Origin of the sequence: uncultured Arcticibacterium sp. (genome assembly GCF_964021845.1) — a bacterium.
Lineage (GTDB): Bacteria > Bacteroidota > Bacteroidia > Cytophagales > Spirosomataceae > Arcticibacterium.
In genome coordinates, this window is sequence record NZ_CAXHZC010000002.1 from 84,861 (window position 1) to 104,142 (window position 19,282).

Genomic DNA, 19,282 nt, shown 5'->3' on the forward strand with positions numbered 1-19,282 from the left:
TAATCTCAAACATTTTTGATTGGCTCCCGCCAAAAATTGACCATAAATTAACACTTCTCCTATACCATATTAACATCTAGGTTAAAGTAGAAAATCACCTTTGCGGAGAATTTCAAAAACAATTCTTAACACCTTAATGTTTTCACTATGAGAAGAAAATCTCTACTTAAAACTTTATTTGGCAAAGCTTTAATGCCAATCATCGGTTTATTCTGTGTTTGCTTTGCGGCATCAGCACAGTTAAACGTAAGCGGGGTAATAAAAGACCCAAGCGGCGAAACCTTACCCGGCGTAAGTGTCATTATCAAAGGTTCTCTTAGCGGAACCACTACAGACATAGAAGGAAATTATAAAATCAATGTTCCTTCTTCTAAATCTGTCTTGGTGTTTTCATCCATTGGTTTTACACCTTCTGAAATTGTGGTAGGAAACCAATCTATTATTAATATTAACCTAGCGGCAGATAACAAAACCTTAAATGAGGTGGTGGTTACTGCATTGGGTATAAAAAAAGATGCCAGGAGAATTGGTGTGGCTATTCAGACTGTAGACGGAGCCTCTACTGTTAAAGCTCGTGAGCCAAATGCCATTAATGCATTAGTAGGTAAAGTGGCTGGTTTGACCATTGGTGCCCAGCCAGAACTTCTTAGAAAACCGAACATCTCTTTAAGAGGAAACTCGGATGTACTTTTTGTGGTAGATGGTGTGCCCGTAAATTCTGACACATGGAATGTAAACCCAGATGATATAGACACTTATTCTGTCTTAAAAGGTGCTTCTGCCGCTGCTCTTTACGGTTTTAGAGGTAAAAACGGAGCCATTTTAATAACTACAAAACGTGGTTCGTCAGACAAAAGAGGTTTCCAAGTAGACTTCAACAGCTCCACCATGATAGACAAAGGCTTTATAGCCATTCCTAAAGTACAAGACGAATATGGTCCAGGAGACCATGGAAATTACTCTTTTGTAGATGGTAAAGGTGGCGGACTTAACGATGCCGATTATGATGGCGGATGGGGTCCAAAATTTGATGGTCAGCCGATTTCTCAGTACGACTCCCCTATTGACCCAATAACTGGCGATAGAATTCCTACACCGTATATCGCTCGTGGAAAAGACAATTTGACCCGATTTTTAGAAGCGGGAGTTTTAAGTACAAATAACCTTTCTGTTTCTTCGAGTGGTGAAAAGCATAACATCCGTTTGTCAGGTTCTAATACTTATCAAAAAGGATTGGTACCAAACACGAAATTGGACATTGTCAATTTCAACATGACTACTGACTACAAGTTTTCTGACAAATTGAAGTTTTCTTCTGGCATACAGTTTAACCGTCAAAACAGTCCAAACTTCCCAGACATTAATTATGGCCCAAATTCTATCATCTATAACATGATTTTTTGGGGTGCTGCAGACTGGGATGTTGACGACATGAGAGACTATTGGCAAGAAGGGAAAGAGGGCATTCAGCAGATTTATGCAGAATATACCCGTTATAATAACCCTTACTTCATGAGTTATGAGTGGCTAAGAAGTCATCATAAAACAGATATTATGGGACAAGCTTCTATGACCTATGATATCACACCAAATTTAGATGTGATGCTGCGTACACAAGTTACCACTTGGGATTTGTTACGTACCGAAAAAATGCCTTACTCGGCTGGTGCTTATGGTCGTGACGAAAGACGCGGTGATTATAGGGAAGACAGAAGAAACCTTTTTGAGAACAACACCGACCTTCTTATCAGATTTGACAAAGACATTGTCAATGATTTGAATGCTAAAATTTGGGTGGGAGGAAACGTTAGAACATTCTCTTATAGCTCTGATTATGCTTCTACAGATTACTTAAATGTACCGGGTTTATATAATTTCAATAACTCTTTTAACCCAGTTAGAGCGTTTAATTTTAACTCCGCTATGCGTGTTAATTCTGGATACTACTCGGCTGACTTCTCTTTGAAAAACTATTTGACATTATCTACCACAGGCCGTGTAGATCAGCTTTCTACCCTTCCAGAAGGGAACAATACTTTCTTCTACCCTTCTGTGGCATTGGCTACTTCTTTAACAGATTACCTTCCTTTGCCTAGTTTTATTAGCTACGCAAAATTAAGAGGTTCATATGCAAATGTGAAAGATGGCTTAACCAAGTCTTCTATTGGAGCTATTCCTTCTGTGGGCGACAATAATCCACTTGGATATGGAGATCAATATTACTCGCCTTATGATGGGCCTACGTATCAAAACTCAGCTGTGTATTCTATTTTGACTACGTATAATAATCAACCATCGGCGGCATTTACCAACTCCCTAAATAATCCAGATTTGCAGCCTAGCTCTACTTCACAAGCCGAATTAGGATTAGACTTGAAGTTTTTAGGCAACAGATTAGGCTTTGACGCCACCTACTATATTTCTAACGAAGGACCCAAAATTTTCAACCTTCCAGTATCCAGCACTTCGGGATACTCTACAGCATTAGTAAACGGTATCAAAACCCAGAAAAAAGGCTTAGAACTAGCATTGACAGGTAGTCCTATCAAAAATCTAGATGGTTTGACCTGGGATATACTAGTAAACTGGTCTACCTATAAAGAGACTTTGACCGAAATTTACCCAGAGGTAGAAAGCTTAAACACCTTCTTAAAAGTAGGCGACAGAATGGATAAATTCTATGGTCGTGCTTTTGTACGTACACCAGAGGGTGAAATTATCAATGACGCCAGCGGAAGACCTATTTATGCTCCTGTGTCGCAATATTTGGGTAACACAAATCCTGATTTTGTATTTGGTATCAATAACAGATTCAATTACAAAAACGTTAGCTTAAGTTTCCAGTTTGATGGTAGAATAGGCGGTGTAATTACCAACTACGTTCAAAAACAAACTTTCCGTGGTGGTCGCCATATTGCTACTGTACAGGGCGAAATGGGTGAAGCTCGTTATCAAGATTATTTAGGTGTAAAGTCTTATATAGGGCCTGGTGTTCAAGTGGCAAATGGTGCTGAAATCAACTTTGATGCAGACGGAAAAGTAACTAACTACGCCGAGTTAAGCTACACGCCAAATACCACAGAACAGTACCTTCAAGACTGGGTAAGCCGCTACTATAATACAGACGAAGGGAACCTAATGAGTCGCTCTTTCGGGATGCTTCGTGAGGCGGTAATTGGCTATACCATGCCACAAGAGTGGTTTGGTAAAAGTATCCAAAATGTAAGCGTATCGTTGGTAGGAAGAAACCTACTTTACTTCGCCGAAAAGAAGGACATTGACCTAAACCAATACATAGGTGGTGGTTCATCTGATGTTCAAACTCCCTCTACCAGAAGATACGGTGTAAATGTAAACTTCACTTTCTAATTGATTGATTTTAAAGATATACAATAATGAAACTTATACAATTAAGCATTCTATTTCTGGGCTTCTTTATGCTCACTAGTTGCGAAAAAGACTTTTCAGAGCTAGAAAAAGACCCGAATCGTCCTTTAAATGTACCTGCGGCACTTGTTCTTAAAGAAGTGCAGTATCAAATGTACAATGGCACTGGCCGTCCTTTTAGTGCAGAAATGCGTTGGAACCAGTTTTACTGCTCTAATTATAATTATTACGCTACCAATGAGTACACTTGGACAGAAATGCCAAACCATTTTTATACACTTAAAAACGTAACAAAAATGGAAGAGGAAGCCCTAAATGCAGGAGCTGCTGCCGTCAATCCTTACTCGGCCATAGCTAAATTTTCAAAGGCTTTTTTCTATGACCAAATGACTAAGCGTGTAGGAGACCTACCGCTTACTGGTGCACTTCAAGGCGGAGAAAACTTTGAACCTGTATATGATTCTCAAAAAGAGATTTATTTGCAAATATTGACTTGGCTTGACCAAGCAAACACAGAAATGGCCACCCTTATAGCTCAAGGTGAGAGCGAACTAACAGGCGATATATATTTTAATGGCGATTTAAGACAATGGCAAAAAGTAGTGAATGCTTTTCAATTAAGAGTATTAACTACCTTAAGCAAAAAGGACGCCGATACAGATTTAAATATAAAAGCTAGATTTGCCGAAATCATTTCAAATCCTACCAAATACCCTTTGTTAAATGGCATGGATGACAACCTTCAATTCATCAGTAATCAGTTTAATAAATATCCCTCAAACCCTGACAACTTTGGTTTTGACGCCACGCGTCAAAACATGTCTGCTGCGTATGTAGAAAGACTTAAAGAGAGAAATGACCCTCGCCTTTTTGTAACCACCGAGCCAGCTGGTTCAGAAATTGCTTCAGGAAAACAACCAAACGATTTTTCTGCTTACCTAGGAGCCAGTTCTGGTGAAGACCTAGCAGATATGTCTTTTAAAGCTGGTATTAGTAATGAAGGTTTTGCTCCAGGTTCTTATTCTTTTCAAAACCGAAACAGATACTATGCAGATTATGAAGGCGAACCAACTTTTATAGTGGGCTACCCTGAAATGTGCTTTAACATAGCCGAAGGTATACACAGAGGCTGGGGAAATACTGGCTCAGCAGATGCTTGGTATAAAAAAGGTGTAGAAGCCTCTTTCCAATTTTATGGCATCAGTTCTGGTACCAATACATTCACTTACTCACTAACAGGCGGAAGAAATTCGTCTGACCTAGCTAATTACGAATACGATTTTGAACTCCAAGATTATTTGGCTCAGCCAAACGTAAAATACAGTGCCGACGCCAATGGTTTAGAGCAAATAATTACACAAAAATACTTGGCATTTTTCATGAACTCAGGCATGGAAGGCTATTTCAACTGGCGTAGAACAGGTTTCCCTGAATTTTACACAGGAGTAGGAACAGGAAACTCTGGTAGAATAGCAGTGAGATGGCAGTATCCTTATTCAGAAAGAACAACCAACACTTCAAACTATAAAATTGCTATTGATAACCAATTTAATGGCAAAGACGATATCAATGAAGAGCTTTGGTTAAATAAATAAGATATTTCATAAAATAGTGGTTTAGTAAAAGCCTGTCCCAAAAGGGGCAGGTTTTTCTTTACAAAAAACATTTACCAAATCACGTATGACTATCTAATTTCTCTTTAGAAATTAATTCCATTCCACTTAACTCACCAATTAGAACCTGCTTAAAGTTCTAAAATAAGGCGTATACTCAAAGTATTTCTTAAGGCCGCCAAAGAACAATCCAATTTTAATTACCTCTAGCCACCGAAATTGACAACCAAACAATACTAAGACTTCAGAGGAGGCCATTTTATTATTCAGGGTCAAAATCAGAAAATAGCAAAAACCATTTTAATATGAGCAAGTATCTACCAAGGCCTATCTCTTTCAAAATCCCAACCAAAACTTTTAGTTTCTTTAACCGTTCCGCTATCATTAAACGAATAATTCGTCTGCTCAAAAAACTGGAAAAAGATGTCAATGATAAGCTCACTCTCGTCAGAAAACTCTTTTTCAGTTCCGGCTATTAAGAATTCAGAAAATTTATACTTTTGATATATTTTACGCCTCTCTCCTTCGTTTGTAAATATTATTTCACCATCTAAGTGAACGTTCCCCAAAAGTTTACTTTCAATCAAATGGGGCAAAGAATGTAAACCCTGCTGTTCCAAAATTTTTATAGTGAGGCTTCCCTTTTGGTTTCTTCCAGATTGCCCCGCCGGCCTATAAAATGCCACAGAAGCCTCAGTAAGCTCGATATAATCACTTAAATCCAAACCAGGAGTGCTGCTGATATTGGTAGCATCTCCTTCATTAAAAATAGGTTGATTTACTTTTAGAAAAATTCTTTGTGCATTAGCATTTAAGAAACCCAAAAAAGCACATAGCGTAAATAATATTCTCATAGCCTTAAGGTATATTTGTTTGATAATTCCAGGTTTTTGTTGTCGTAGTTTCATCCTTTAAAATCTTTACTTCCACCTCATAAGCTTCAATAGTGATTCTACTAAGAGGTAAATCATCTTTTTTAACTAGCTGCTCTACATCTGTAATAAAGGCATTATTGAGTGTATATCGAACCTCGCTTAACCTTTCAGAACCCGATGGCGAGTTAATAAATTGAACGTTACTAAGGATAACTGGGTTAATCGGATTTCCTGAAAACATGTTATCCATAATATCTGGAAGGCTAACGTCTGTCTTCATTAAAAGCGTAATAACAATACTATTGGCTCGCGATACGTCAGGCGTTCCTGTTCCAAAAGGAGTTACTTCCAAAACCTCTACAGTTTCGTACCATCCCATATCTGAATAGTCCTGAAATTCAGCGTTTTCACTTTCACCTACAATATTTCCAAATCGAACGAATCCATCATCGCCAACTAATTTCCAATTTCCTTTTTCGCCAATTCGTAGGCTACCAAGTGCACTTTCTCCCGCCGGACCTGTGTCACCTTTAGCACCCGTATCGCCTTTTAAACCTTGAATACCCTGCGGCCCTTCATCTCCTTTTGGTCCTTGGACGCCAGGTATTCCTTGCGATCCTGTTTCGCCCTGAACACCTTGTGGCCCTGTATCGCCCGTATCTCCTTTTGGACCGATTGGACCTTGAATACCAGGTATTCCTTGTGGACCTGGGTCGCCTTGAAGACCTTGCGGACCTGTATCACCAGTATCTCCTTTTGGACCCGCTGAGCCTTGTAAGCCTGAATTATTCCATTGATTTCCATCAAAAATATACAAACCTTCATCTCGAGTTTCAGAATTATCAGTTTGATAGATAATTAAACCTTTTGCTGGGTTTTGTATACCCAGCCGTTGGCTTGAAGTCATACGTGGAGGCAAAAAGCCTTTGGTTTTGGAGTTGACCTCCAAAATGGCACTGGAGCCTAGATTGGGCTGTAAACCCGTAGAATCAATTTTTGACCCCGAATTTTGGGCAAAAACATTAAGGCTAACCAAAGATAAAAGGAGGTATAAATAGTTTTTCATGTCAAAATCACTGTATATTAATGAGTGAAGGACGGCTTAAATAGATATAATAGTACTCCTTTTAAAAAAAAGATGAAAATAAATTTATCTAATGGTATGCACCAAAACATAGTCACTCATTGAGAATATCGGCTTTCACCAAAAAAATATCATCTTCTTTTGTAATTTCTGACGTCAAGTGGATTAATAAAATTGGCCAAAAACTATGTTAAACTTATAGCCGCAAAGTTGAATTATTCATTACCGAGACATCGGTAATCAAAACCCAAAATCCCACTTCTTTGAAAATACTGAATCCGTAATTGAGAGAAAAGAATTTAGTTTTAAGCTACCGAAAGACCCCACTAATCGAACCTGATAATTTTAATTAAAAAAGGCTATCTCATTATTGTTTTAACTAGAACTTTGGCCCCTCTGCCAAAAAATTGACTGTAAAGCCTTTCAAGACTTCACTAAAATGGCGTACATTGTTTTCTATACCTGAAAACCGAAAGTCTAAAATGAAAAACCACTTAAAGAGATGAGTAAAAAACCTTTACTTTTTCTCCTGCTTAACCTCTTTTCAATTTGTTTATACGGACAAAATGAGCCTTATCAAATAGACAATATTGATTCCATCCCGATAGATACCGCCCTGGTGAAACTAGGAGATGCCGTTAACCAAATGAAAGGCGAGGATGATGCCGCCATAAAGAAAGATTTATGGCTTACCTTAAAACGTGCAAAAGCTACAAAAAAGCCATTAACAATAGCCAAAACCTATAAAGAGTTGGCTAATTGGCATTTCCTAAGCATTAGTTCTGAAAATAACGACTCAATATATTATTACGATAATCAGGCACTACAATTCTTTTTGCAAACAGACCAAAAAGAACTCATTACCGATGCTTATAAAACGGTCGCCGTTGATTTAGATTTAATGCAGAAATACGCCGAAGCTGAGGTACAATTTTTCAAAGGCTTGGAAGTTGCAAAGTCTTTTGATTACCAAAAAGGCATTAATTCTATTCATGCCTCTTTAAGCAGATTATATACCAATACCAAAGATTATGAATCTGCATTAAAGTATAGTGATATGGTGGTAGCAGCCTATAAAAAAGAGGAAAATACGCATCCCTTAATTAGAGCATTGTTAGCTTCAAGCAATATTTATGTTAAAACAGAACGGGCAAAAAAAGCACTGGAAGTGGTAAATGAAGCCTTAGCATTAGTACCTAAATTACCAGAAAAATATCAAAACTCCGAAACTTTTAATGTAAGAGCATGGCGTGCTCAAGCCCACCGTGCTTTAAAGCAGTATGATGAAGCACTGGCAGATTTCAAATTCTCTTGGAAAGGAATGCAAGACATTTATGGTGATAAAATGGCGAACGGCTGGAAAGGAGGAATAGGTAGTATCTACTATCTACAAGGAAAATATGCAGAGGCTATCCCCTATCTAAAGGATTATGTGGAGCACTTTAATAATAAAAAAGTTTATAATTCTGAAGAATTAAAAGACCACTACATCTGGTTAGCAGAATCATATAAAGCAGTCAAAAAGTCAGATTTGGCTTTCAAGTATTTAGCCGAGGGCAAAGACATTACAATTAATTCTTTGCAACAAGAAACAGAGGCTTTAAAAAACGAGCTAAGAGTTAAGTACGAAACAGAACAAAAAGACGAGAAAATATTCTCCCAATCTGAGTTAATCAAACAGCAGCAAAAAAATCAACTATTAAGCTACATTGTCGGTGGCCTTTTGTTTGTGTTTTTAAGTGGTCTTTTTTATACCTACAGAAAAAACAAGAAAAAGAATATTCAGCTCGAAGAGCTCAATAATAACCTAGAAGTCACCAATGTTCAACTTGACAAACGAAACGCTGAAAACGAATTACTTTTAAAAGAAATACACCATCGCGTTAAAAACAATCTTGAAATAGTATCTGGGCTTTTAGAGTTGCAATCATCTCAAATAGACGACCCTTCTGTACAAGCTGCCATGCTTTCTAGTCAAAACAGGGTGCACTCTATGGGCATTATTCATCAGAAACTTTATCAAAGTGAACACCTTACGTCTATAGAAATGCGTGATTATTTCGTGAATTTGGGAGAAAACATCCTGAATTCTTTTAGTACAGATGGCAATGTGAAAATAGAATGTGATATGCCAGAATTAGTGCTGGATGTAGATACAGCCATATCGGTAGGGCTAATTGCTAATGAACTACTCACCAATGCCTTTAAATATGCTTTTGAAGGAAAAGATAGTGGTAAAATTGAGATTACCATGAAATCTAATGGCCCGAATGACGACAACCTAGAATTAAACATAACGGATGACGGCATAGGGAAAAACGCTGACAATCCTGCAAAAGGCACAGGTTTTGGCACCATGCTAATAGACCTGCTCACTAAACAATTGAATGGCACTATTTCTTATAAAAATGAAAACGGCACTAAGGTTTCCTTGATTTTTACCAAAAGCAGTAACCTAGCATGAAAAATCCGATAACCATACTGGTGGTAGAAGATGAAATGATTATTGCCGCCAAAATATCATTAAGACTGACCAATCTTGGTTATGAGGTAGCTGGTATAGTGCCACGCGGTGAAGAAGCACTGCTGCACATAGAACAGAATGCACCAGACATTGTCCTTTTGGATATCAACCTAAAAGGAAGTATTGATGGAATTGATATTGCAACAGAGATTATCAAAAAACAATGGCAGTGTGCTATTATATATTTGACAGCAAATAATGATGAAGCTACTTTTAACAGAGCAAAAGCCACTCGTCCTTTTGCCTTTTTATCAAAGCCCATTAAACCCATAGACCTTCAAAGAACCATAGAACTAACCGAGGAGCGAATTCTAAAACAAAGAGAAATAGAAAATGTAGAAGAGAACCCGATGAAAGAGTCAAAGCTTATTGAGGGCACTCAAGAGCATCTAGATGATGGGGCTTTTTTAACGGACAGGATTTTTGTTAAGGTCAAACAGAAAATGGTTAAAATTTTTGTGAGTGACATTCTCTACATTGAAGCAGACCGTAGTTATTGTCAAATTTTCACAAAACAAGAAACGCACTTGCTTTCCGTTCCTCTTAAAAATGTAGAGGACAAGCTTTCAAATACTCAGTTTATGAGGATACATCGGTCTTTTCTTGTCAATATTAAATTGATAGACGAAATATCTGACACCCATGTTTTTATAAAAAAACAGGCTTTGCCGATAAATACGAGTGCTAAAGAAGAATTATTCAAACGTTTAAAACGAGTCTAGTTAATTACTGAAAAGCAAGCTGTTGAAACCAAAGAGCCTTAAAAAAACATTTACAGTATAGCTACAATATTTCTAGGGGTACTTCTACCCAACATGCTAAAGAAAACATTTCACTTTAACTTCTTCCCCCACCTTATAGCAGGTTTCTCTATTAAAAGGTAGTACAGATATGACAGGGGAATTGAGATAAAAACGCACACTATCACCACCGCAATTTTGCCAATTTCCGAAATATCAGGTAAAATATATTTAAAGAAACGCATTGAAATGTCCACTCCAAAAGTCCAATGCATCAGATAAAGTGAGTATGATATAGTTCCTAAGAAATACATGGGTTTAAATCGGATGTCAATATTGAATAAAATCACGACAACCACAAAAACCGCAGAAAACACATTAAGCAGACCCAAGTCAGCAGATAAAGCGGCCAAAATGATTAGCAAAAGGAATAAAAACCACTTTAAATCAAGGAGGTTTTCACGATACTGAAAAGTAAATATTCCAGCCAAAAAGAGTGGTATATGTCTAAATATCAATCCATCATGAACATATTTAGAAAGCCAAAAACTAAGACCTAAAAGAACCAGTGCACTAACAATTCGCCGAATCTTTGTACCTAAAAACAGTATAGGAAATAGAAAACTTATTAATAAGTAATATTGAAACTCTACACCTAATGTCCAGTAAACCCCTAAAATCCATCCCTCTCCGTCTATTACATTTAAATACCCAAGGTGCATCAATATGTTTTTCCAATCAACGGCATACGAACCACCTTCCACAAATACTCTAATGACATACCAAACTATCAGACATACGAAAATAGAAAGAATATAAGGAGGTTCTATTCGGGCAAACCTTCTTGCTAAGAAGTTCCTGATTTTTTCAGGAAAAGTATAGCCCCCATGCCACATGCTGTACGGAATAATAAAACCAGAAATAACAAAAAAAATAGGCACCCCCATACGGCCCAATAGGGTCAACTTACCTAAAAACGAAGTAAATATTGGGTCAGACTCACCAAAATAGCCCGAAGCATTAAAAAAATGCATAATACACACACTCAGTGCGGCAAATCCACGAAGCCATTCTATGGCTAAAAGTCTTTTCATTTACCCTTATTTGAAAATCATCCATAATCTCAGATTTTCATTAAAAAATGATTGCACTTAGCCACTTAATTGTCGGAAAGGAATCTTTAGAATAGTCACAAAGTTATATTTTATTTCCCCAGACACAAGTAATAAAAGGAACTCCTCTTCTACTTTCATTTTAAAGAAAGACTTATTTAAACCATTACGGCAGGGATCGTGATAAAACATCGGAAACTGAAACAAGCTTTTCGGAAGATAAATGTGGCTATTCGGAAATTCCCTATTGATAACGGTTCTTATTATTTGGAGGTTTGGTAAGGAAAAACTGACCAAATAGCCATGAAAACTACCATTCATCTAGGTGCAAGAACAAGTGCCGCTACCCACGAAATAGTAAAACTAGAAGCCCAAGATAATTACACCTTAGTTCATTTTATAGACGGAACCAAACTCCTGTCATCTACCACACTTGGTATTCTAGAAGAACGCCTTTCTGACTGTCGTTTTTTTAGGGTAAACCGTTCTACGGTTATTAACCTACAATATTTAAGGCAGTTCAATATTCACCCTTACGGTCATAGGCAAAATACTAAATCCACGCATGACATTATTATTTCCCGTAGACGTGCAGCAGCATTTCAGGCTTGTGTGAAGGCCTAAAGGAAACTTTTACGAACTCAAAAGAAAACCACTAATTCTAATTGATATGAAAAGATTTTTTTACTTACTCTTGTTCTTAACGTGTTTTATCCATTCTACTGCAAACGCTCAGTGGTCATTCAATACCAGAGGAAATCAGTATAATGTAAATGGCGTTACTGCAAATACCGAAGGAACAATAACGCTTACATCTACTGGCGGTGGTGTGAAAAGTACGGTCACACCCGAAGGCATCGTTTCAAGTGCTTTTGTGCTAAACGGGTATAACAACACATACCATGTCTCAGAATTAAACTCGGCTGTAGCGTCTGCATTAAACGAAGTACCTGTCGATAAGTGGTTCAAAGCAAAAACTGGTAAGAATGAAACTATTCAATTGAACTACTCTTACCGAAAAACAACGCCAGCCAATAATTCTGCAAATCCAACGCAGACCAATACGTTTACTGCGAACTATAAAGTGGTGGTAGGGAGCAACGAAAGCCATTCACCTTACCAAAACTTTACGACAGTCCCTACGCAAGTAACCGAAACACAAAGTGGTAATACGGTCACTGGCACTTTGCAGGCTACTGTTAACTTTCCAGTCGGAAGTACAAAAGGATATGTGGTTATTCCAGTCCTAGAAGAAATCTCAAACTTCTCTCTATTTTGTAATAGAAATTTGCCACCCACCTGTTATTGGATTGAAGGTGGTGCTTCAAATGTTATTATACTACCTTTCATCGTGGAAGGGGCAAGCATTGATTTAACGGTACCAGATGCAGTTGGAATTGCAGGATATACCAAAGAACCCGCCATTCCTTACATGATTTTACACGCTCCTCCCGGAGATAACAGTAGCGTTACTTTTGAGCAAGCTGAGGAAACCTGCCGTAGTTATTCTGAATCAGTGCAAGATGACTTTTCGGCGAGTGGTAAGTTAGATGTTACCCTTGGCATTGCGGGTTCAGCGGGTTTATTCGTTACCACAGATTTTGAGTTTTCAGTAACTGCTTCGGTAACTGGTGGCGGCGGAAATACACAAATTAAGAAATCAGATACAAAGACCTGTATCAATGCCGTTTCGTCTATTTCTACACTCACTAAAGCAAGTGGTGTTTCTGACGGTACCATTTACATGGGGTACTCAAGCGATTTGGCTTACGGTTTTTTCCCGAGGGTTATAATTGAGTCTGATAACCCGCTGGTAATAACAAAAGATACCGCTTTGATATTTGGAGTAGTAGGGCAACCAGCTCCTTTTTATATGTCGAAACAGCAAATCATCAATGATATTGCGGTAAAACAATCTATTGTAGATGGATACGTGCCAACTACCCCTATCAATGAGCAAGCCCTGAGTTTGGCAAATCATGCTTTAAATCAAATAAAGGTTTGGGAACAAGTGCTTTCCAAAGATTCGGCTAATGTAGCCAGTCAGCAAAACGACGTAATTCGTGAGACTTATACTATTGGCGGAGACCAAACTACTACCGAAAGCATAAGTTATTCCAGTAGTACTGTTTATGACGTAAATCACTACATATCGGCTGGAGCAGGCGTTTCTTTTGTGGTAAAAGTGGCAGGCTCGGGTGTATCAGGTGGAGCCCAGTTTTCAACAAAGAAGACTTTTGGACAGGCTGTTGCGAATACAACAAACTCTACCACTTCTATAAAATGGCGTTTATATGATGATGATATTACTGGTTTGGAACCTCCTCTAACAGGAGAAAGAATACGTGTAAAAATAGTGCGTGATCCCGATTACGGCACGCCTATTTTCTTATTAGATTCGGCAGGTTCAAGAACCTCAGCACCTTACGAAGGTGGTTATCAAAGAGATCAGCCTTATCTGAAATTCTCAGCGGTTAATGATACTTCCTACTACACAGTACCCAACGTAGCTGTAGGTACAACTTCACAGTTCGGTATTAAACTTTGTAATGAGTCAGATGAAGAACGCCCCTACCTATTAAGGTTTGACCCTTCTACCAATGCTAATAATGTCACGGTGTCATTAACGGGTTCCAACGAAACAACAGAATATGGTTCTTTTACCGTTCCAGCAAACAGTTGCTTATCCAACACTTACTTTGTGAATGTGAATCAGCAAAACTTAGGTGCTCTTACTTCTCAAGAAATCAATTTGCAATTATACGTTGCCAACGAACCCAGCATTAAGTCAGATATTTTTGTTACTTCCAATTGGGGGGATTATGCCCTGCCTTCAGCTCTAACTTCAAGTAATAGTGTGATATGTCCTGGTACGGATGTTACTTTATCGGCTTTTTGCCCAGCGGGTACAACTACTTGGTACGATGCCCAAACCAATGGTACAATGTTGGGCACGGGTAACTCAATTACGCAAACACCTACTGCTAATACCGATTACTTCGTGGTCTGTCAAGCAGGTATTTATAATTATCCAAGAGTGAAGGCAAGTAGTGTTTTAGTACCAAACACTGTTTTCCCTTCCCTTAATTTGACTTCTAATATCGCATCCAATTCTTTACAATTGGCAACAACGGCTATATTGGCATCAAATAAGATTTTCTCACCTTCTAAAGTATCATACCTTGCCGGAAACTCGCTTACTTTCGAGCCTGGTTTTGAGGTAAGTTCAGGTGGAATTTTTGAAGCGAAAATTGGTGGATGTGCAAATTTAACAATCGACGGTTTAGTGGCCTATTACCCGTTCAATGGCAACGCTAATGATGAATCCGGGAATGGTCACAATGGAATCATAGACGGTGCAACACTTACCGCTGATAAGTACGGCGAATTTGGTTCAAGCGGGAAGGCACTCAACTTTGATGGCGATGACGTTATGAGAATCCCAAACTTATACAACGCCGCAACTCAGCCCTTGAATAATGTCACTTACTCGCTGTGGTTTAAGCCAAATCAAAACTACGGAGCAGCAGATTTCTATTCACTTATAATCAGATCAACTGATGCTGGCTTTACCGACATGATTGGAAAACCAGATTTTGGAAGTGCTGAAAACAACAAGTTCCAGTTTTATATGTTCACAGGAGACTATGTCCTTAATAAAGCTACCACCATTGACTTTATTGCAAATGTTTGGTATCACGTAGTTGCTGCTCGGGATGATAACACCACCAAAATTTACTTGAATGCAGTTAAGGAAGGAGAAGTAACCTACACAAATCCATCTATCTTTTACCCTGATTTGTACCTAGGCGGTCACAAAACATTTAACAGATGGTATTTCAACGGTGCTTTAGACGACCTCCGAATTTATAATCGAGCTTTAAGTGACGCCGAAATTCAGGCTATTTATAATGCTGAGAAGCCTTAACATTTTTTTTGGTTTATATTCCAACGAAAAATGTATGAGTAATTTTAAAGTCACAGGGTATTAATACTACGCAGACTTTTTGAAGCGTCTATGAGAAATCAGATTAGAAATAAGCTTAATAAGTAGTACTTATTGTTTTTACTGATTTTGATTGTACAATTCACGTTTCATAAGCAATTAACTTTTGCACTGCTTTATGGTGTTTGACACCTTAACATTTTCAACTTTACACTCTTTCCCTTGCATAGCTTTTCAATGATTTTATAGCAGCGGCGGTCTCCGTCGGAAGAGTGTTCCCCTATACCATACGGCGTGCTGTAAAATTAGCCTTAAACGACGTCGGTGAAATAGTATCACAGGCAAAAAAGGTTCAATCAGATTAGAAATTTTTACCACTCAGTAAAATTTACCCTCCATTTGTGCCGCAAATAATTGTTGGAGAGAAATTCACGATTTAGTTTTCAAAAGTTAAATAATTCACTTTCGAGCTATTTGTGAATATAGTTCTTACAAAAAACGTGATTAGCTACTTGATTTGAATCGGCTTTGAGTCGTGTTTTAAGCGAGTATAAATGCAAAATTTTGACCAACGAAAACCCCTAAATTTTACTCCAATGAAAAGATATTTTTACTTATTGCTGCTTTTAAACTGTACTATTCTACTTGACACAAACGCACAGTGGGCATTTAATACCAATGGCAACAACCATAATTTTGGCAGTACGTCTGATACCGATGGCATAGTTACTGTTACTTCTTCAGGTGGTGGAGTGCATGGTTCTATTCCTCCGGAAGGCTTAGTAGGAACAGATTATCAAGTAGTCAATATATATAATAATACCTATAACGTTAGCGAATTAAATACTGTTGTTGGGCTCGTCTTAAATAATCACACTGTAAACAAGTGGTATAAAGCCACAGTAGGTAAAAGCGAAACTATTCAAATAGATTATCAATACAGGAAAGTCTCGCCGGCTATGGATCCCGAAAATCCCTCCCAAACTAATACGTTTACTTCCGACTTAAAAGTGGTGGTAGGAAGTAACGAAAGCAATGCCCCTTATCAAAATTTCACTACTGTCCCAACTAAGATAAGTGAAACTACCAGTAATAATATAGTTACCGGCACGTTTGAGGTAACTGTCAACTTTCCTATTGGAAGCACCAAAGGATACGTGGTAATTCCACTTATAGAGGAAATTACAAACTTAACTTATCAATGTAATAGAGACGAGCCACCAACTTGCTTTTGGGTTGATAGTCAATATGAAAATATTATAGTCATGCCTTTTATTGTAGAAGGGCCAAGTATTGATTTAACTGTGCCAGATGCGGTAGGTATTGAGGGGTACACCAAAGAACCCGCTATCCCTTATATGATTTTACACGCCCCTCCTGGCGATAACAGTTCTGTTACTTTTGAACAAGCTCAGGAAACCTGCCGTAGCTTTTCTGAAACTATTCAAGATGATTTTTCTGCCAGTGGAAAATTGGATCTTAAACTCGGAATTGCCGGGGAAACTGGTTTATTTGTTACCACTGATTTTGAATTTTCGGTTACTGCTTCAGTCGAAGGTGGCGGCGGAAATACTCAGATTAAAAAATCTGAAAGCAAGACTTGCATAAACGCTGTTTCGTCAATTACTACAAGTACCAAATCAAGTGGTGTGGCCGATGGCACAATATACATGGGTTATTCGAGCGACCTGGTCTATGGTTTCTTCCCAAGAATTGTTATTGAATCCAATAACCCCATCATTATAAAGAGAGACACTGCCCTAATTTTTGCAGAGGTAGGCGTGCCTGTTCCTTTTTACTGGTCTAAACAGCAAATTCTTAATGATATCTCCGTGAAACAAGCTATCGTAGATGCTTATGTGCCCACAAATCCTGTCAACGAGCAAGCTTTGAGCTTGGCAAATCACGCATTAAATCAAATAAGCGTTTGGGAACAAGTACTTGCCAAAGATTCTGCCAATATGGTTAATCCACTAAATGACGTTATTACTCCTCCTTATGATATGGGTCCTGAACAAAACACTACCCAAAGCATAAGTTATGCAGGTAGCACTGTTTATGATGTTAACCACTATATCTCTGCCGGGGCGGGTCTCTCGTTTGCATTTGAGGTTGCAGGTTCTGGAATATCTGGCGGAGCCCAGTTCTCAACAAAAAAGACTTTTGGACAGGCGGTTGCCAATACAACCAATTCAACTTCCTCTATAAAAACGCGTTTATATGATGATGATATCACAGGCTTTGAAAATGGAATAACTGGCGAAAGAATACGCTTAAAAATAGTGCGTGACCCTGATTACGGCACACCTATCTTTTTACTAGATACCGCAAACTCACGAACATCATCCCCCTATGAAGGAGGTTATCAGAGAGACCAGCCATTTCTTAAGTTTTCGGCAGTTGCTGATACTTCGTATTATACAGTACCCAACGTACCGGTAGGCACTACTTCACAGTTTGGGGTAAAGCTTTGTAATAATTCTGACGAAGCACGTCCCTATCAGTTAAGGTTTGACCCTTCTACCAATGCAAACAACGTTTTTGTCTCATTAACGGGTTCTTCAGGAACAACTGAATATGGTTCATTTAATGTTCCAGCAAACTCCTGTTTAGCTAATACGTATTTTGTAAACATTGATCAGCAAAACACAGGGGCACTCACTTCTCAGGAAATCAATTTGCAATTATACGTTGCCAATGAACCCAGCATCAAATCAGATATTTTTGTTACTTCCAATTGGGGGGATTACGCCCTGCCTTCAAATCTAACTTCAAGTAATAATGTAATATGCCCCAGTACAAATGTTACTTTATCTGCTTTTTGCCCAGCGGGTACAGCTACTTGGTACGATGCCCAAACCAATGGGACAATGTTGGGCACCGGTAACTCAATTACGCAAACACCTACTGCTAATACCGATTACTTCGTGGCTTGTCAAGCAGGTATTTATAATTATCCAAGAGTAAAGGCCAGTAGTGTTTTAGTGCCAAACACTGTTTTCCCATCCCTTTATTTGACTTCTAACATCACATCTAATTCTTTACAATTAGCAAATACAAATATACTGGCATCAAATAAGATTTTCTCGCCATCTAAAGTGTCATACCTGGCGGGAAACTCGCTTGCTTTTGAGCCAGGTTTTGAGGTAAGTTCAGGTGGAATTTTTGAAGCGAAAATTGGTGGATGTCCAAATTTATCAATCGACGGTTTAGTGGCCTATTACCCTTTCAATGGCAATGCTAATGATGAATCTGGAAATGGTTTTAACGGAATCATGGATGGTGCAACACCTACCGCTGATAAATACGGTGAATTTGGCTTTAGCGGGAAGGCTCTCAATTTTGATGGCAATGACGTTGTAAGAATACCCAATTTATACAACGCCACTACCCAGCCGCTGAATAACGTTACTTACTCGCTATGGTTTAAACCAAATCAAAACTACGGAGCAGCAGATTTATATTCTCTGATAATCAGATCAACTGATGGTGGATTTACAGACATGATTGGGAAACCAGATTTTGGAAATGCTGAAGATAATAAGTTCCAGTTTTATATGTACAACGGAGATTTCATAATAAATAAAGCTACCACCATTGACTTTCTTGCAAATGTATGGTATCACGTAGTGGCTACGAGGGATAATAACACCACCAAAATTTACTTGAATGCTGTTAAGGAAGGAGAAGTAACCTACACAGATCCATCTGAATTTTATACTGACTTATACCTCGGTGGCCATAAAACATTTAACAGGTGGTATTTCAACGGTGTTTTAGACGACCTCCGCATTTACAACCGTGCATTAAGTGATGCAGAAGTGCAGGAAATTTATAATGCGGAGAAGCCGTGAGAAAATAAATCAAGAAAGCCAGTTCAGATTTTAAAATCTTAAACACAAAACCAACTTGAAGAAGTAGAATTACCACTCCATAAAGTTTTTTTGCTAAGAAATTGATTATAGGTACTTTCGATATTGGGATAGCTTTAAGCGACAATA

10 protein-coding genes are annotated in these 19,282 nt (G+C 38.2%); 7 read left to right on the forward strand and 3 right to left on the reverse strand.

Going from position 1 to position 19,282, the window contains the following annotated elements; all coding sequences use genetic code 11:
• Nucleotides 1-147 precede the first annotated feature (147 nt).
• Nucleotides 148-3,369 carry a SusC/RagA family TonB-linked outer membrane protein gene (locus AADJ06_RS07075; protein WP_341225722.1) on the forward strand — a complete coding sequence of 1,074 codons (3,222 nt, stop codon included), beginning with the start codon at nucleotides 148-150 and terminating at the stop codon, nucleotides 3,367-3,369.
• Nucleotides 3,370-3,395: 26 nt separating this feature from the next.
• Nucleotides 3,396-4,982, forward strand: coding sequence for a SusD/RagB family nutrient-binding outer membrane lipoprotein (locus AADJ06_RS07080; protein ID WP_341225723.1), 1,587 nt, complete (start codon nucleotides 3,396-3,398; stop codon nucleotides 4,980-4,982).
• Nucleotides 4,983-5,317: 335 nt separating this feature from the next.
• Here the strand turns inward: AADJ06_RS07080 and AADJ06_RS07085 are convergent, their stop codons facing one another.
• Together AADJ06_RS07085 and AADJ06_RS07090 are read right to left on the reverse strand one after the other, a co-directional pair.
• Entirely contained in the window at nucleotides 5,318-5,854 is a 537-nt protein-coding gene (locus AADJ06_RS07085) for a hypothetical protein (protein ID WP_341225724.1), read from the reverse strand.
• Between the two features lie 4 nt (nucleotides 5,855-5,858).
• Nucleotides 5,859-6,941: a hypothetical protein gene (locus AADJ06_RS07090; RefSeq protein ID WP_341225725.1), complete on the reverse strand. Its 1,083-nt coding sequence runs from the start codon at nucleotides 6,939-6,941 to the stop codon at nucleotides 5,859-5,861.
• Between the two features lie 520 nt (nucleotides 6,942-7,461).
• Between AADJ06_RS07090 and AADJ06_RS07095 the strand changes: the two genes are divergently transcribed.
• Together AADJ06_RS07095 and AADJ06_RS07100 are read left to right on the forward strand one after the other, a co-directional pair.
• Complete coding sequence (locus AADJ06_RS07095; protein WP_341225726.1) at nucleotides 7,462-9,423, forward strand: histidine kinase dimerization/phosphoacceptor domain -containing protein; 1,962 nt, start codon at nucleotides 7,462-7,464, stop codon at nucleotides 9,421-9,423.
• Nucleotides 9,420-10,205, forward strand: coding sequence for a response regulator (locus AADJ06_RS07100; protein WP_341225727.1), 786 nt, complete (start codon nucleotides 9,420-9,422; stop codon nucleotides 10,203-10,205). Before AADJ06_RS07095 ends, AADJ06_RS07100 begins: the two co-directional genes overlap by 4 nt.
• A 110-nt stretch (nucleotides 10,206-10,315) precedes the next feature.
• On the opposite strand, the gene AADJ06_RS07105 is transcribed toward AADJ06_RS07100, so the two are convergent.
• Nucleotides 10,316-11,317: an acyltransferase gene (locus AADJ06_RS07105; RefSeq protein ID WP_341225728.1), complete on the reverse strand. Its 1,002-nt coding sequence runs from the start codon at nucleotides 11,315-11,317 to the stop codon at nucleotides 10,316-10,318.
• 321 nt (nucleotides 11,318-11,638) lie between these two features.
• Here AADJ06_RS07105 and AADJ06_RS07110 point away from each other — a divergent pair, with 321 nt between their 5' ends.
• The 3 genes from AADJ06_RS07110 to AADJ06_RS07120 all read left to right on the forward strand — a co-directional run bounded on the left by AADJ06_RS07110 (nucleotide 11,639) and on the right by AADJ06_RS07120 (nucleotide 19,135).
• Complete coding sequence (locus AADJ06_RS07110) at nucleotides 11,639-11,959, forward strand: LytTR family DNA-binding domain-containing protein (RefSeq protein WP_341225729.1); 321 nt, start codon at nucleotides 11,639-11,641, stop codon at nucleotides 11,957-11,959.
• A gap of 46 nt (nucleotides 11,960-12,005) precedes the next feature.
• Complete coding sequence (locus tag AADJ06_RS07115; protein ID WP_341225730.1) at nucleotides 12,006-15,263, forward strand: LamG-like jellyroll fold domain-containing protein; 3,258 nt, start codon at nucleotides 12,006-12,008, stop codon at nucleotides 15,261-15,263.
• A gap of 614 nt (nucleotides 15,264-15,877) precedes the next feature.
• Nucleotides 15,878-19,135 (forward strand): LamG-like jellyroll fold domain-containing protein, encoded by a 3,258-nt coding sequence (locus tag AADJ06_RS07120; protein WP_341225731.1) that lies wholly within the window; start codon nucleotides 15,878-15,880, stop codon nucleotides 19,133-19,135.
• Nucleotides 19,136-19,282 lie beyond the last annotated feature (147 nt).

What these genes read in the sequence shown, in the direction of transcription:
- AADJ06_RS07090 (WP_341225725.1), bottom strand. Translation starts at nt 6,941, where the DNA reads ATGAAAAACTATTTATACCTCCTTTTATCTTTGGTTAGCCTTAATGTT.
- AADJ06_RS07080 (WP_341225723.1), top strand. Translation starts at nt 3,396, where the DNA reads ATGAAACTTATACAATTAAGCATTCTATTTCTGGGCTTCTTTATGCTC.
- AADJ06_RS07085 (WP_341225724.1), bottom strand. Translation starts at nt 5,854, where the DNA reads ATGAGAATATTATTTACGCTATGTGCTTTTTTGGGTTTCTTAAATGCT.
- AADJ06_RS07095 (WP_341225726.1), top strand. Translation starts at nt 7,462, where the DNA reads ATGAGTAAAAAACCTTTACTTTTTCTCCTGCTTAACCTCTTTTCAATT.
- AADJ06_RS07120 (WP_341225731.1), top strand. Translation starts at nt 15,878, where the DNA reads ATGAAAAGATATTTTTACTTATTGCTGCTTTTAAACTGTACTATTCTA.
- AADJ06_RS07100 (WP_341225727.1), top strand. Translation starts at nt 9,420, where the DNA reads ATGAAAAATCCGATAACCATACTGGTGGTAGAAGATGAAATGATTATT.
- AADJ06_RS07105 (WP_341225728.1), bottom strand. Translation starts at nt 11,317, where the DNA reads ATGAAAAGACTTTTAGCCATAGAATGGCTTCGTGGATTTGCCGCACTG.
- AADJ06_RS07115 (WP_341225730.1), top strand. Translation starts at nt 12,006, where the DNA reads ATGAAAAGATTTTTTTACTTACTCTTGTTCTTAACGTGTTTTATCCAT.
- AADJ06_RS07075 (WP_341225722.1), top strand. Translation starts at nt 148, where the DNA reads ATGAGAAGAAAATCTCTACTTAAAACTTTATTTGGCAAAGCTTTAATG.
- AADJ06_RS07110 (WP_341225729.1), top strand. Translation starts at nt 11,639, where the DNA reads ATGAAAACTACCATTCATCTAGGTGCAAGAACAAGTGCCGCTACCCAC.